General features: G+C 36.9%; 11 protein-coding genes and 1 pseudogene. 2 read left to right on the top strand and 10 right to left on the bottom strand.

Annotated elements, in window-relative coordinates; genetic code table 11:
• Window positions 1-62 precede the first annotated feature (62 nt).
• The 4 genes from E2R53_RS04885 to E2R53_RS04870 all read right to left on the bottom strand — a co-directional run bounded on the left by E2R53_RS04885 (window position 63) and on the right by E2R53_RS04870 (window position 7,310).
• Window positions 63-905, bottom strand: coding sequence for a cupin domain-containing protein (locus tag E2R53_RS04885; RefSeq protein ID WP_133310648.1), 843 nt, complete (start codon window positions 903-905; stop codon window positions 63-65).
• Window positions 906-1,202: 297 nt separating this feature from the next.
• Window positions 1,203-4,421, bottom strand: coding sequence for an SNF2 helicase associated domain-containing protein (locus E2R53_RS04880; RefSeq protein ID WP_133310647.1), 3,219 nt, complete (start codon window positions 4,419-4,421; stop codon window positions 1,203-1,205).
• A 203-nt stretch (window positions 4,422-4,624) separates the two neighbouring features.
• The gene (locus E2R53_RS04875) at window positions 4,625-5,581 is read right to left on the bottom strand and encodes an alpha/beta fold hydrolase (protein ID WP_286166068.1); all 957 of its coding nucleotides are present in this window, start codon (window positions 5,579-5,581) and stop codon (window positions 4,625-4,627) included.
• 622 nt (window positions 5,582-6,203) lie between these two features.
• Window positions 6,204-7,310, bottom strand: a complete 1,107-nt coding sequence (locus E2R53_RS04870; protein ID WP_133310646.1) for a phosphatidylglycerol lysyltransferase domain-containing protein — start codon at window positions 7,308-7,310, stop codon at window positions 6,204-6,206.
• A 982-nt stretch (window positions 7,311-8,292) separates the two neighbouring features.
• Between E2R53_RS04870 and E2R53_RS04865 the strand changes: the two genes are divergently transcribed.
• Window positions 8,293-8,565: an STAS domain-containing protein gene (locus E2R53_RS04865; RefSeq protein WP_133310645.1), complete on the top strand. Its 273-nt coding sequence runs from the start codon at window positions 8,293-8,295 to the stop codon at window positions 8,563-8,565.
• A 250-nt stretch (window positions 8,566-8,815) separates the two neighbouring features.
• Here E2R53_RS04865 and E2R53_RS04860 read toward each other — a convergent pair whose 3' ends face one another.
• The 6 genes from E2R53_RS04860 to E2R53_RS04830 all read right to left on the bottom strand — a co-directional run bounded on the left by E2R53_RS04860 (window position 8,816) and on the right by E2R53_RS04830 (window position 14,407).
• Window positions 8,816-9,052, bottom strand: a complete 237-nt coding sequence (locus E2R53_RS04860; RefSeq protein ID WP_133310644.1) for a hypothetical protein — start codon at window positions 9,050-9,052, stop codon at window positions 8,816-8,818.
• A gap of 468 nt (window positions 9,053-9,520) precedes the next feature.
• Window positions 9,521-10,636 (bottom strand): tRNA 2-thiouridine(34) synthase MnmA, encoded by a 1,116-nt coding sequence (gene mnmA, locus E2R53_RS04850; RefSeq protein ID WP_133310642.1) that lies wholly within the window; start codon window positions 10,634-10,636, stop codon window positions 9,521-9,523.
• Between the two features lie 320 nt (window positions 10,637-10,956).
• On the bottom strand, window positions 10,957-11,937 hold the full coding sequence (locus E2R53_RS04845; RefSeq protein WP_133310641.1) for an LLM class flavin-dependent oxidoreductase: 981 nt from the start codon (window positions 11,935-11,937) through the stop codon (window positions 10,957-10,959).
• A 21-nt stretch (window positions 11,938-11,958) separates the two neighbouring features.
• A complete protein-coding gene (locus tag E2R53_RS04840) occupies window positions 11,959-12,240 on the bottom strand; it encodes a DUF3219 family protein (RefSeq protein WP_133311155.1) in 282 nt (93 codons plus the stop codon).
• Window positions 12,241-12,821: 581 nt separating this feature from the next.
• Window positions 12,822-13,769, bottom strand: coding sequence for an LLM class oxidoreductase (locus tag E2R53_RS04835; protein ID WP_133310640.1), 948 nt, complete (start codon window positions 13,767-13,769; stop codon window positions 12,822-12,824).
• Between the two features lie 329 nt (window positions 13,770-14,098).
• Window positions 14,099-14,407 (bottom strand): ArsR/SmtB family transcription factor, encoded by a 309-nt coding sequence (locus tag E2R53_RS04830; RefSeq protein ID WP_133310639.1) that lies wholly within the window; start codon window positions 14,405-14,407, stop codon window positions 14,099-14,101.
• A gap of 332 nt (window positions 14,408-14,739) precedes the next feature.
• Between E2R53_RS04830 and E2R53_RS04825 the strand changes: the two are divergent.
• Window positions 14,740-14,949: pseudogene (locus E2R53_RS04825) on the top strand (peptidase E); the annotation flags it as partial.
• Window positions 14,950-15,120 lie beyond the last annotated feature (171 nt).

The following is a 15,120-nucleotide window of genomic DNA, read 5'->3' as shown; positions in this document are numbered from 1 at the left end:
GTTGCCGAATCGACAAAACCCTTAACAATTTATTAAATATTTATTTCTATCAACAAAACCTTTTACATCTTTTTGCTTTGCTGAAGAAGTTTGGATTCTCCTGTACGTTCCCATTCTTCAACTGTTTCGTATGCTTTTTCAGGGGAATACCCTTTTCCTACAAGAACTCCCATTAAAATAAATTCTTGAAGAATGTGAGTAGCATTTATTCCTCTTTTTACGTCCTCTAACCCTTCATTTACCAAAAATTCCGTGTACTGTACCCATTCATCTGGAGTTCTGCCAAAAACAACTGTCTTTCCATTGCTATCTCCGCTTCCTTCTTCCGCAGCCTGTGCATCTGCTTTGGTGACATGAACAGTGCCAAATGGATGGTTAGGAGGAGCATAGATTGAGTAAAGTTTCAGCGAAACATTACCTGTGTTGGTTAGATTATGCCATGTTCCCGCAGGTATGAATATGGCATCATCATCATAAACATTTCTTTTAAAATTCAAGTCATTTTTACTCTTGCCCATTTGTACGATCCCCTGGCCCTGTTCAATCCGCAGGAATTGATCAACGTCAGGATGCATTTCCAAACCAATATCTTCACCAGCATTAAGACTCATTAAAGTCACTTGTAAATGGGTTCCTGTCCATAAAGCAGTCCGGTAAGTATTGTTTTGCTTTGTTGCTTCATTGATATTTACGGTAAATGGATTTGGTCCGTAATCTGTTAATAAAATATTCCCGGCTCCGCCTGAAGAGCGATAAGTATCAAAGCTGTTTGCATGCATGATCTCATTAGGATACGTCCAGTAAACAGATTGTCTGCCATTGTTATTCATTGGCCCATTCACATAATATGGGTATTGGTATTGATATCGATACTGATATGGATACATATAAGGAGCATTGTGCATTTTTCTCAATCCCTTCACAGTTTATAAAAATATCCTATGCACTTGTAAAGGGAATGTACTTAAATTCAAAATGACTTAATGGAGGAAACCGTTTCAGCCCCGTTAGAATCGGTATACTTTCAACATTTTATAAGGCTGTTTTCGCATATATTTTTGTTTTTTATTATAATGTTGTCCGTTCCTTTCCGCTGCAATCCACTAATAGTTATAGACACCTTGTCTAAATGCAACAATAGTTATGAAAAGAGTCTTTTATAAGGCAACCAGCAGATTGATTGGAACTGCACCTAACTTCTTCTATATCATCAATATTTCCCGAATGTCTTCCTCGGTAAGAGCTGTAGACTCTTTATCCTCAGGATCAATAATTTCTTCAATCAGCTGCCTCTTTTTCTCTTGCAGTTCATTCATTTTTTCTTCGATTGTACCTCTGCTGACAAGCTTAATGACCTGTACAGAATTTCTTTGGCCAATGCGGTGGGCGCGGTCTGCTGCTTGCTCTTCGACTGCAGGATTCCACCAAATGTCATAGAGGATTACGGTATCAGCGCCAGTCAAATTGAGACCTGTACCGCCTGCCTTCAAGGAAATGAGGAAAAAATCACGCTCGCCTGCATTAAATCGATTGCAGATCTCCACACGTTCTTTTGATGGAGTTTGTCCATCCAGGTAGAAAAAAGGGCTCTCTTGAGCAGCTAAATCTCTCCCTATAATCTCAAGCATTTTCGTAAACTGGGAGAAAATCAGCACCCTCCTTCCAGAAAGTCTGGATTCCTCTACAATCTGCTTCAGCTGTTCAAATTTCGCTGAGCTTCCTTTATAGCCGTCCACAAATAAAGCGGGGTGACAGCAAATTTGCCGCAGCCGTGTCAAACCAGCCAGAATTTTGATCCTGTTTTTCCTGAGACTATCTTTGTCCAGATGCTTAAGCGTGTCATGCCGCAGCTTCGCCAAATAAGCAGCGTACAGTGTCCTTTGCTCAGGCAGCAGCTCCACTGAATCCATCGACTCAATTTTTTCAGGAAGCTCTGGGAGAACATCCTCTTTTAATCTGCGAAGCAAAAATGGCCGGATCCTTCGTGCAATCTTTTTCCTTGAGAGGTTACTGTACTCCTTTAATCCAAGGAACAGTTCAGGAAAGACAACGTGAAAGATGGACCACAGCTCCTCCAGTGAATTCTCAACCGGTGTACCAGTGAGAGCGAAGCGATTTTCTGCCTTTATCTTCTTCACAGCTCTCGCTGTTTGTGTCACAGGATTTTTGAATGCCTGTGCCTCATCAAAAAACACCGTGTGAAAGGCCTGTTTCTCAAACATATTGATGTCCCTGCGCAGCAGCGGATAGGAAGTGATGACTACATCCATATCCGCTGCGTGCTTTTGAATCTCAAGCCTCTCTGTTTTATTGCCATCAATGACAACAGCTTCTATAACCGGGGCAAATTTCATGATTTCACCTAGCCAGTTATACGTCAAAGAAGATGGACAAATAATAAGAACCGGGAGCTTCTTTATACGAATGTCAGGAAGCTCAGATAGAATGTAAGTGATGCTTTGGATCGTTTTCCCAAGCCCCATATCATCCGCAAGAATCCCTCCAAAACCATAACCGGCAAGTGTTTTCATCCACTGATAGCCTTGCTTTTGATAGTCACGCAGGATTGAATCTAAATCCTTTGGCACCTCAAACTCTATACCTCCCGGATTGCGGATGTCTTCCAAGAACTGATGGAATGATTCTTCTAACTTAAATGCATGGTCATCGGCAGCATCAAGCAGCTGAAGTCCTTTGACAATAGGTAAATTCAATCCGTTTTCCAGATTTTCATTTTGGACCGGCAGTGCATTCAGAAATCGGTTGATTTCTTCAAATTCCCTTGTCTCAAGCGACATGAGCGATCCATTCCGCAAACGATAATACTTGCGTTTTTCCTCAAGAGCGAGTAGTACCTCACGAATCTGTGTTTCTGAAATGCCATCCATTTCAAATTTAAACTCCAGCCAATTGGTCCGCTCTTTTTTTATCCTCACACTAACTTGAGGACGGGCATTCTCTCTGAAAATCCGATTTCTAACAGCGGTAGTTGCATATAGTTGGGCAAGCTTTTGAAGTTTGGGAACGACATGGTACAAAAACTCATACTCAAGCTCCTCATTATGCAGAAAATATCCTCCGTCCGTCTTGGCAAATAAGCTATCCTCCATTAGCGCAAGGATCTCATCCTCTTTCTCCACATCCCTTACAAGCATTGAGCCTGCAGGAAGTTCGCGTCTTTCCAATGGATTTATGACAAAGTTTTCATAATGAAACTCAAGTCCCGCCAGCAGGCGGTTTTTCACCCGATCCAAATATAGCTTGGCTAGTAACGGTGTTTTTAAAAACTTCTTTGATACTGCATCAGAGATCTGGACATTACCCAGTCTTCTCAAACCCGGCACCACTTTTTCTATGAAAAACTCTAATTGCTCAAGCGGAACCGGAATTTGATTCGTGCCCGAAGCTTCCAGCATCTGTTTTAGGTCTGAAAGACGTTTACAGTCCTCACGTTTCATTTGTACTAGCTTTCCTTCATATAAGACAGACCTATATGCATTCAATACAACCATTCGTTTCAGCCCATTGATCTTCAATTGAAAGCCTTTGCCCCCCGCTTCAGAAAAGTAAAACTGTAAAGAAAGTGGTTCGTTCATTAAGCGAAGGCCCTCATATATACTCCCGTCATACTCAAGCTTCACTAAAGGCGCTTGTTCCAGTAAAGGACGAAGCCTGTCCCATGAAGACGGAGGAATCACCAAAATATTCTTATTGCTTACATAATCTGATTTTCCAGGCTGCTCGTCCATATACACCATTTCATCATAAATAACTTGTAAGAGCTGCTGAATCACAGCATCTGTATCATTTTGAAAGCAATGAAAGTTTGGATCATACGTGAATGAATCGGAAAGAAGGTTAGGCGTACTTTCTTTCACCTGCCGAAGAAATTGACGGATATTTTGCACTTGTGTAAAACCAATCTTAAGTTGAATTCCAAACAAGTTTTCGTTTTCAGCTATATTGATGGGTTTAACAATAAACTCCGCACCCAGCTCCTGCCTTTTTTCAAAGTGAAGCTGATGTTTGGTTGATCGGATAGGTTTATCATGAAAAATGGTCAGCAAGCCCTTTGTCAGGGCTTGATTTGTTGAGGAGTCAGAGTGTAGAACGCTTGAATCAGCAGTACTTGTTCCTTGCTGCTGAAGCTCATTAATCGACAATAAAACGGCTGCAATATGCTGGCAATCCTTTTGATAGGAAGCAAGCGTTGGACAGCTGCATGTGGTGCGTAAACCTCCGCTTTCATTCACTTCAATCACGACATGAAAATCTTCCTTGCCTGTAACCGTGGCTTCACAACCATCCGGACCATAATTTTCAAATGTCACATGATTCGCCCGATAAAAAGAGTCTCCTTTTTTGAAGGAGACAGTTCCACATCTATCTTTAATGATTTTTTCATTTATTTTAATATTCAAATGCTTAACTCCTTCTTGAAGGTAATTCTCATTAACTATCAAGGAATGTTTAGATTAAGGGGTATGTTCATTGTATAAAGAACTATACGTTAATTACCCTTTGTAAAAATCAATTATCATAATTGTATCATTTTGTTGGAGTGTTATCCTGCCATGATTTTCAAGAAACAATTATGCTTCATTTTATTAACGAGAATCTTTCTTTATTCAAAATGAATAATGAATTCCTTCACGTGATCTGAAATATCCTTATACCTCGTCCAATGGAGATAGTGGTGCCCGTCTAAGATAACGAGTTTATTTTCAGCAACGTTTCGTAACTGCGTTTGATAAAATGTTCTATTGGATCGGCCTTCTCCATTTGCTTCCTTTTTATCAGGGGTAAAGATCATGACAGGAATATTGGGAGGAAAGGAAATATCTTTTGTTTTTTTGATGTTATTCTTTAATTCATTTGCTTCATTCACGACATTTTGATTATAGCCTTTCCAAGCAGATATGGTTTTGGTCATCTTTAGATTCTCTTCAGAATAAGTTCCTGCGTGTGCTATTGGGAGGAAATCATTAGGAATAATAGATAATGCCAGTCTTGCTATCCCAGTCCGGGCAATAAAGCTCAAATACTTGGGCAATTTTGGAGGAGATTCATTAAAATACTCCAGAGCCTTCGGCAAAGTTAAATCGATCCCTATAATACCTTTAATTTCTTCTGGATATTTATTGGCGTAATACATCGTATAGATTCCGGAAACGGAGTGGGGCATTAATATATAGGGCCCTTCAATATTAGCATTCTTTAAAGCTGTTCTTAATTCTTCCACTATGTTTTCCACTGTCCGCTTCTTATTTGTCAAATCACTCCAGCCATATCCAAAAGGCTCTGCAACTACAATTTTGTTATGCTTAGCCAACTCATTAATCAAAGGTTCAAAATCCAGCACTGGTGCCGCCGTTCCCAGGCCGCTTAACAAGACAATTGTATTTTCTCCATCACCCTTTGTATAGACATGCATCTTCTTGCCATCCACTTCAACCAATTCCCCTGCTGCTTGGTACTTTTTCTGCTCAAATATAGTCATAACATGATGGAAAATAAACCAAAGACAGAGAACTGCTGCTATGATTAATAGAATATTTCTCGTTATCTTTTTTATTTTCATATTTTTCACTGCTTCCTTTATTAGGTCTATTGATAAAAATTCCGTACTTAATGCAGGATTTCTTTACTATTCTGATAGTTTAATGATCCACCCTCCTTATACGTTTTCATGTTTATCTTAAGCAATGAAGGTTAAAATCAGGTTCTATCAAAGGTTAAATTTTATTTAAAATAGGTTTAAATACAGCGCTTTCTATCTTTGTTTAATACTTAGTTAATTGTAAATTAATAGATTCCATATCTATTTAGATCATTCAGATTAAGGGGAAAAAGAGCAGTGACAAAAAGACTAACTGGTTCGGCTGATAGGTAAACCCTAAATAACATTTCAATAGCATACAATCCGCAAAGGAATTGGTATGCTTCTTTGTTGATTTATAAGGGTTTACTAGTAATCCCTGTGCATATTGAACAGATCAAATCGCATAGGAATTAGCAGGACTTTGCTGTTCAACAAAGTCCTGCTAATTGAGGTGATATTTTTAACGCCATTACCCAGTGTATTACAACACATTAGAAAAGGAACTCCACCTTGATATGGAGTTCCCTCAGTTCTTCAATTATCGCGCACGTTTGTTGAAGATCCTTAATTCAAATCAATTAAGTAATCGATCATGCTTTATTTATCCCGCTTTTTTAAACAAATACTTAATCTTATCTATTACATACTTTTGATGTGGCTGGCTGTTGATTAATAAAAGTAATTGAATGATGACATTTGGCAGGAAGGATTTTTTGTAGGCTAAATACTTCGGTTCCCACGTGCAGGCAAATTTACTTTTAAATTCTTTCAGCCCTTTAAATTTATAAAATGAATTTCCGTGAAGAAAGGCTACTCGTGCCAACTTTTCTTTTTTAAAAGAAAATGGACTATCCCCGACATGTGCAAGAGGCGCCATCCCTAAACTGCAGTGCTGATAGCCTCTTTCTTTCGCCCATTTAAAAATGTGAATAAATAAAACATCCATCGTTCCATGAGGGCTATCGGAAGACTTCCTCATTAAATCAATGGTCATATTCTTTTTATAATCGTTTGCCAGTGTCGCAAAGGCTACGATATTTCCCTCTGGGTCCGATAACAATGCAATTGGAAAATAAGAAACATACTCCTCACTGAAAGATACGACTGAAAATCCCTTTTCCTTTTGGTCCCCTAGCCATGAATCCGAAATCACTTTAAGCTCCGACAGCAAATCATTGGAATAAGGAGGATTCATAACCTTAAAGGTGTAAGAATTACGGGTGAATTTATTAAGCCTCGTCCGCAGCTTTGCCCCCTGTTTTCCCTCAAGGGAAAATTTATCGAGGTTGACAATCGCAACTTCCCCTAATTTGAGGAACCGATATCCTGTGTCATGGTAATGGTGCATGAATCGAGGGCTAATTTGATAAAAAACAGGTGTAAGTCCTATGCTTCTACTATACTTATTAAATTCTCTAATGGCCGCTTGAATAGACGATTCTTCGCCAATCGGGTCACCGAGAACAACTAATTTATTTCCAATTTTTTTATATGCAATTAAAACTCTTCCATCCTGCGCCCAGTACACATCTTTATCCTGCAGCAAGATGAGGTGTGACAGATGGTTTCCGCCTTTTTCTTCTAAAAAAGGAATAATCCGCTTCAGTTCAAGCTCTTCGTAATCGGAAGAAAATCTCTTGTTAACCCTATATAAAAAATAAATTACAAAACCAATAGTAAATAAAAAGAAAATTGTCATTTCAAACATTAAGGTAAACCTCCTGATAAAATTCACCTTTATAAAGATAACATACAATTACTTGAATTTATAGAGAATTTCTTTTCTGGAAGTTATAAAATTCTGAAAATAAATAAGTATCACAAAAGTTATGTAACCTTTTGGAAACATCCTCAATTTCGGAAATTCTTAATTAAATGTTATCAAAATTTTTTCAAACTTTTTTAAATTAGATAACAACATAAAAACAGATACAACTAATTATAAAAACTGTAACCAGACTCCCAATTACAATCTTCTTTCCTGATTTAATTTTGTAATTAATATGAACAAGAATAAAATAAATTGTAGTTACAATACAAATAAATCCCATACCTTGAATGGTCTCATAAGTTGTATAGCTTTTATTATAGATAATAAACATTAAACCCCAAGAGATCAGTAAAAAACCTCCATATAAATAAAGGAATTTTTTTGTGTTATCCATAAAGCACCCCACTTTATAAATTTTTTTAAATATTATTCTATAACCATGATATTCGCTTTTTTTTTGAGACAAGGCCTTACCTTATAGTAACTGTAAATAACTGCTAAGACAATTGACTGTTAGGAGGTAATCCTGTAAATAAATTTAAGCGAAAAATATATATCATTATCTTTAGGCTGAATATGAGAATTGCAGTCCCTATGAATGTCCAAAATCCATTTCAGCTTCTTGTAAACAAATTCTTTCAAATTAGAGTGGGTGCAAGCCATTCGAAGAACCTTGTGGAAGTTCCTACAAGAATATAACGAGGTAACGAACAAGGTTTTAACTGAAGAATTTTTTTCGGTAGAAAAACAAGTAAATACTCAAGTAGACAGTTTTTTAAATGGTTTTTTTATCACATACTCTCAATACAAAGATTCATTGATATTGGCTAAAATGGCTAAAAAGAATTAGTTGAAAATCTTACGTTGTCTATAATACCAATAACACCCACTATTAGTATTTTGCCTTTAATTGGTGCGGTTGATCGAGGAAAAAGTTTTAATAGAGATTGGAAAAACACGGATTCAAACATTGATTATGGACTTATCTGGAATTATGAAAATGGAGCCGGAAGTAATGGATCATTTAATGAGGATTATTGACGGCACTTCATTAATGGGATGTGAAACTGTGATAACCGGGTTAAGAGCTGAAGTGGTTAAAAATATGATAAGCGTGGGAATGAGATTAAATGAAAAAGCACAAACATTGGGAACTTTACAACAAGCATTGAATAAATATTTATTAAGTTAAACACGGAGACTCTTAGAGAGGGTCGCTTTGCCGACTCTTTTTCTAATGCTTTAACTCTTGTTTCGAACATTTCCTTCCGTAATCAGTATTTGATGATAAAACCCCATTAATTTCATCTATCATTGTATTCACAATCAGTTGCTAGTCAATTTATATAGCACTAGATATTTGAACTATTCGATAAAAAAGAGCGTTAATCCTTGTTAGGTTAACGCCCCCGATTGTGAATAAGGTGTTTGTTAGATTTTGCTTAATATGATGGAGTATATATTCTGTCCGTATCGGTATCAATTAAAAAATCCCCTTGTATATCTTCCTCAAAAGAGATAATGTCAAATTTATTTACTCTGCAAAAGATGCTAGGCAGATCACGGTCATCAGCAGCCAGTTGTTTTGCACTTAAATACATCTGCTTTAACTCTTGTTTCGAACATTTTCTACCTGTTATCAGTATTTGATGATAAAATCCATTAATTTCAACTATCATTGCCTTCACGATCTGTTGCTAGCCAATCTATATAGCACTAGATATTTGGACTATCGATGAAAGGAGCGTTAATTCTTCTTAAGTTAACGCCATCTAAAAATTGAACATATATTAATTATATTCATAGCCATTGACCATCGTGACCTATGGTTATATGGGGATCCTATTCATTTCGAATATTTTATAAATATCAATGTTTTTCTTGTTTATCGTTTGTAAATGCTCAGATCCATCTGCTTCGAAAAAAACGATGTAATCCATTGTTGTAGACCGCAAATAAAATTCATATAAAAATTCTTTTTGACTGTCCTTTACTGTCGTGAATATAACCAATACCTTCTTTTATATTAACAAATCTATGGTTGCGCAAACAGCTCATTATCTTGCAAATCCGTGCCGCGTTTGTAAAAACATTTGTAGCGATTGACTCACTGCTAGCTATATAATCTGGTAAATATTCTTTTCTTCTTAGCCTACATATGTTAATTGTTTGTTGTAGCGATACACTTTGTCGATTGTCCCTCCACCAAGGCATTCTTCTCCTTGATAGAAGACGACTGCTTGTCCAGGCGTTACGGCGCGAATTGGTTTGTGGAAAGTAACTTTCACTTTGGAGTCCTCCAACAGTTCTACCGTCACTTTATTGTCCTTTTGGCGATAGCGGAATTTTGCAGTACATTCAAATGTATTAAGTGTCAAATCCTTTGAGACCCAGCTTATATTATCGGCAATAATGCTGTCTGAATAAAGCATTTCATGATGGAATCCTTGCCCAACATATAATACATTCCTTTCAATATCCTTTCCAATTACAAACCAAGGATCGCCGTTTCCCCCAACCCCCAATCCATGCCTCTGCCCAATTGTATAGTACATTAATCCATCATGATGTCCGACAACTTTGCCGTCGAATGTTTCCATATTCCCCTTTTGAGCAGGCAAATAACCACTTAAGAACTCTTTGAAATTTCGTTCACCAATAAAGCAAATGCCTGTGCTGTCCTTTTTGGATGCTGTAGCCAAATTAGCTTTGGCAGCTAATTCCCTTACTTTTGGTTTTTCCATATCGCCTATCGGGAATAATACCTTACTTAACTGCTCCTCTGTTAATTGATTAAGGAAATAAGTCTGATCCTTATTTTCATCGATCCCTCTTAACATGTGAACTTTCCCGTTTTCTCTGATCACTCGTGCATAATGTCCTGTAGCCACATAATCAGCTCCAAGACTCATGGCATGATCTAAAAATGCCTTGAATTTGATTTCCTTATTGCAGATCACATCAGGATTTGGCGTTCTTCCCGCCTTATATTCTTCCAGGAAGTGGGTAAATACCTTATCCCAATACTCCCTTTCAAAATTCACGGCATAATAGGGAATTCCCAGTTGATTGCAGACGCGGATAACGTCCTCGTAGTCTTCAGTAGCCGTACAAACGCCATTTTCGTCTGTATCGTCCCAGTTTTTCATGAATATTCCAATGACATCATATCCTTGCTCTTTTAGAAGTAGTGCCGCAACAGAAGAATCGACTCCTCCTGACATTCCCACAACTACACGTGTATCTTTAGGTGCTTTTTCCATTTCTTCTCCCTGTCTTTCCATACTTATCTATCTGTTTAATAAATTAATTTTATGAGTTAAGTTATTGAGTTAAGTTATTGCTTGGATACCACTTTTAAATACAGCTAAACCTTTTACTAAAATTTTTAAGCAATCATAGAAACACACATAATAAATAACACATCGTGAATTAACGATATGTTTTGATGAAAAATATAATGATCACCTTAAGTCTTTATATATTCTAAAGTAGCCCCTATTCCAGTGCTGGCACCAGTGACGATCGCTGTTTTTCCTTGTAGTCTGTTCATGACAATTTTCACCTTTTAATCTTAACTTTTTCATTTAATAAATTGTTCTGCGATTAATCGATATGATTGATGCTTATCCTTTGATGAATAAGTGATAGTTACAATCATGATTTCATCTGCTAATACACGAGATTGAATTTCTAATATTTTACTTTTCACTTCATTAGGTGTACCTATAATCATTTTCTTTTTTATTCTTTCAACAGACTTTTGATTACGTAGATTTAATAGAATATTTTTTGCCTCATCAACAGAAGGAACTCCTTTTTTTCCTTCCAAACTCTCATTTTGTAGTTCCCAAACAATTGAACTTAAAGCAATTTCTTCTGCTTTTTGAGTAGTTTCTGCACATATTACTGATAAAGCCATAATGACGTATGGTTTTTGCCCTTTTTTTCTTGGTTGAAATGACTGACGATATTGTTGGACGATTTCTGCTCCGTTTTCATCACTCATAAATTGCCCGAAACTATAGGCTAAACCGTTTTCCGCCGCAAAATTTCCACTTTTTCTACTTGTGCCTAACATCCATAGATCAGGACTAATTTGCGGTAACGGAGAAGCCTCTAATACGGTCCCTTCATTATCTACGTATTTAATTAATTCATTTACTAAATCAGGCATTTTATAGACATGTTGCAAATAGTTATCCGATAATGCATTTGTTGCTTCAGCAGGACCACCCGGTGCCCTTCCAATCCCTACATCAATTCGATTAGGAAATAGAGTGGATAACATGTGATAGGTTTCTGCTACTTTATACGGCTTATAGTATGGCAATAAAACTGCTCCAGAGCCAATTCGTATATTTTTTGTATTTGCCCCAATATACCCTAACATTACCTCGGGCGCGGAGCATGCAAGCCCTGGCATTGCATGATGTTCAGCAATCCAATAACGTGAATATCCTAATGTCTCCCCTATGCGTGCGAGATTCATTGATTCCTGTAATGCTTCATTTGCCGTTTGATTAGTTGAAATGGGAGACTGATCTAAAATGCTTAATTTCATAAGAAGAAAATCCCCTTTCTATTACTCCGCTTCTTTCAAAGTCAGTTTATATTCACCAATTTGCCCTTTTTCGTAAAGATTCGTAATTGATGTTGAATATTCTTGAATCGTTCCGCGGAACTCAAGATGTCTCTCGGGTACGATTACATCAAATGTTCCTTTGTAAAATAACGTTGCTATGTCATGGTAGTCGTCACTTGTAACATAAAAAGTTAACGATATCTGAGTTTTACCTTCTATCTTTTTTTCATCATATTGTGTGAGTTTAATTTTAGTATCATTTAGTTGGATTTCTGTAACCATTTCATCATCGTCCCTTTCTAATAGATAACACATTCCGTCATCGATCCAATTCCGGATATTTGACAATTTCATAAGCAGGCATTGAGCCTTTACCTCTCCCTTAAGCACTAAGCATTAAAGTTTGTGAGAGAGCTCCCAAATTAAAAATTGAGCAATAAGAGGATTTTTTGAGATTGTTTAATTAACTAAAGTTGGTGCATTAAATAATTGACTTTGAGAAATTGGAAATTCAGTTCGATTATTCATGCCAAGAAATTGTTGAATTTCTTACCCAAATGTCCATATTTCGTCTTGATTTTATATCCCAATCCTCACTATGCATCGTTGAAAAATCTGCATTCCCTCGAATTCCTTGCTGCTCAAATGCCAAATGAGCTTTTTGAATTTGTTTAAGCGTCTCACCAGTCGCAATATAAACACGCCATGGTTGTTAATTTGTCCATGAAGGTGTCATTTGAGCATCTTTAACTCATTAATGTTTCTTAATCAATTTGTTTATCCATAAGTAACGGATCTCCTACTCTTTTATTGCGATTGCTGAAAGTTACTTTCCCTTATAGAACATATAAATAGGCGCTCGATTACGTTAATGCTGGAAATAGAGGGACTACTTCTTCTGCTAATTCTTGTATTACCTCTTCCGCAGGACGACGACTATATTTGTTATTTATAAACACATGGTTAACTCCCGCTTCTTGTAATGCGTATAGAAATTCGATTAAGAATTTATGGCCACTTCTGAACCCTAAGTGAATAGATGTTGGCCCTTCATTCGGATTCTCAGTTAAATCAATATATAGCGATTGGGCAAATGGTTTAAATCCATCTGTTAATGAACGATAATCTCTAATGAGTCTCTCTTGTTGAACTGGATTACGTGGATAACCAAGTATTCCATCACTATTTTCCGCAATCCATTCCATCGATTGCCCAGAAAACCCTGTTACAAATACTGGGATATCACCTAAAACTGGTTTTGGCAGAAGATCTGTTCCTCCAGTCAGACTTACTCTACTAGAATTAATCGTTGGGAATGATTTTGCCCAAACTTCCTTCATCACATAAAAAGCTTCTTGATATAATTCAGTTCTTTTTTCTCGGTCAACGCCATAAGCTTTAAATTCAATCGGACGATCTCCCGTTGCAAGACCAAATAAAAGTCTTTCCCCTGAGATTTTGTCCAAGGATGCTGCTGACTTAGCAAGATTTAATGGATGTTGAAATGACGTTATCGCACTTGCTGTTCCTAAGGCAATTTTCTTTGTATGCGCTGCTATATGGCTAAGGAATACCCACGGATCATACATTTGTCCTACATCTCCGAATGACGGATCATTTAATGGAACATCTCGTACAAATAGAGAAGCAAAATTGGCTTTTTCAGCAACAGTTGCTAATTTTATTTGTTGTTCCAAATCCATTTCTGGAATGTTGCCTTGGTAGGCTTCAAGTGGAAAAAGCAAACCTAAAGTTAGTTTATTTTCTTGAAATGTTCTCGAATATCCATTATGTTTTTCAAATTTGTTCATGTTAATTATCTCCCTATTCATCTCTTAGAATTTCAGTATTTTATTAAACAACGGATTGTATTGGATCAATAGGAAACATAAGCGAATACTTCATCCTTATTCTTATGGACACCATTTCTAAATTCGTCTAAATTTCCTTACTATAATTATTAAATCAGCTCCTTAAATAAAGCTGAACTCATAGAAGCGTATATAATAAATTAATATATCGCGAATTAACGATTTATTTTAACAAAAAATATATATGACCTGACATATTTACATATTTTGAAATCTAGATATATAGTAATTAATTAAAGTGAATTGCTTCAAGCAATTCACTTTAATCCTCAAATCTCTTTCGCAATGTAATTGCTTATTTCCTTAATAACTTCTTCATTACGCTTATAGTATGTCCACTTCCCCTTACGCGTTGCTTCGAGTAGCCCAGCCCGATGTAACATAGTAAGATATTGAGAAACCGTTGATTGTGTGACATTTAACTTCTGATGCAGCTGTGATACGCATACACCCTCTTTCTCAAAGCTAACCCCTTCAGAAACAGGGAGGGTAAAATAGTTTTCAGGCTCTTTTAACCACTTCAAAATCTGCAAACGTTTTTCATTAGACAATGCTTTAAAGATTTCTATGATATCCATATGTTTATAATATCATCAATTTCCGATATGTCAATTTGTATTCCCGCTATAAGGATATCAATCGAAGTTAATACCTACTACCAAGCATGCCAGTTATCTAAATATAGTCAGAATACTATTTACGGACCCAATCAATCTGAACATAATTAGAGCCTCCTTATACAGCGTTTGTCATTATCATCCCGATTATGCCAAAGCATTCGCAGCAGTGAAAAATGCGGCAGATCAATAATCACTTTCTTGTTCAAATTTATTGATCTTCCACAATCGAGGCATTGTTTACAGTATGAAAAAAAGCCCAATTTCTCAATTTAATGACAAGGAGTGAAGTTATGAAACTTCTGCTCACATCTGCAGGCATCAATAACAAAAGCATACACGATACTCTGGTTGACATGCTGGGCAAGCCGATCGCCGACTCCAACGCCCTGTGCATCCCCACCGCGCAGTACGGACACCCCTGGGTCGGCCCCGGCGTCAAAGCCTGGCAGTTCATCAGCGGGAATTCCGAGAATCCCATGGTCGACCTGGGCTGGAAGTCCAAGTCCCTTTTCTCTTTTTAACCATTCACATTAAACAAAAACTAACTAAATAGGGTTTTGATGCGAGAACAATTCGATAAGGATATTAAATTTCCCCGATAAAAAACCTGTATGGAATACATTCCACACAGGTTTTTTGAAATTCCTATTAGATTGTCAGCAACTCCAACA

It is taken from the genome of Peribacillus frigoritolerans, assembly GCF_004358755.1.
In the GTDB taxonomy this organism is placed as follows: domain Bacteria; phylum Bacillota; class Bacilli; order Bacillales; family Bacillaceae; genus Bacillus_P.
Note: the sequence above shows the minus strand (reverse complement) of the source record. Positions and strands in the feature narration are given on the sequence as shown.

Coding starts and splice junctions, on each gene's coding strand:
- E2R53_RS04830 (WP_133310639.1), bottom strand. CDS start 14,407: ATGGATATCATAGAAATCTTTAAAGCATTGTCTAATGAAAAACGTTTG.
- E2R53_RS04875 (WP_286166068.1), bottom strand. CDS start 5,581: ATGAAAATAAAAAAGATAACGAGAAATATTCTATTAATCATAGCAGCA.
- E2R53_RS04860 (WP_133310644.1), bottom strand. CDS start 9,052: ATGATAGTTGAAATTAATGGATTTTATCATCAAATACTGATAACAGGT.
- E2R53_RS04870 (WP_133310646.1), bottom strand. CDS start 7,310: ATGTTTGAAATGACAATTTTCTTTTTATTTACTATTGGTTTTGTAATT.
- E2R53_RS04840 (WP_133311155.1), bottom strand. CDS start 12,240: ATGGTTACAGAAATCCAACTAAATGATACTAAAATTAAACTCACACAA.
- E2R53_RS04845 (WP_133310641.1), bottom strand. CDS start 11,937: ATGAAATTAAGCATTTTAGATCAGTCTCCCATTTCAACTAATCAAACG.
- E2R53_RS04885 (WP_133310648.1), bottom strand. CDS start 905: ATGCACAATGCTCCTTATATGTATCCATATCAGTATCGATATCAATAC.
- mnmA (WP_133310642.1), bottom strand. CDS start 10,636: ATGGAAAAAGCACCTAAAGATACACGTGTAGTTGTGGGAATGTCAGGA.
- E2R53_RS04835 (WP_133310640.1), bottom strand. CDS start 13,769: ATGAACAAATTTGAAAAACATAATGGATATTCGAGAACATTTCAAGAA.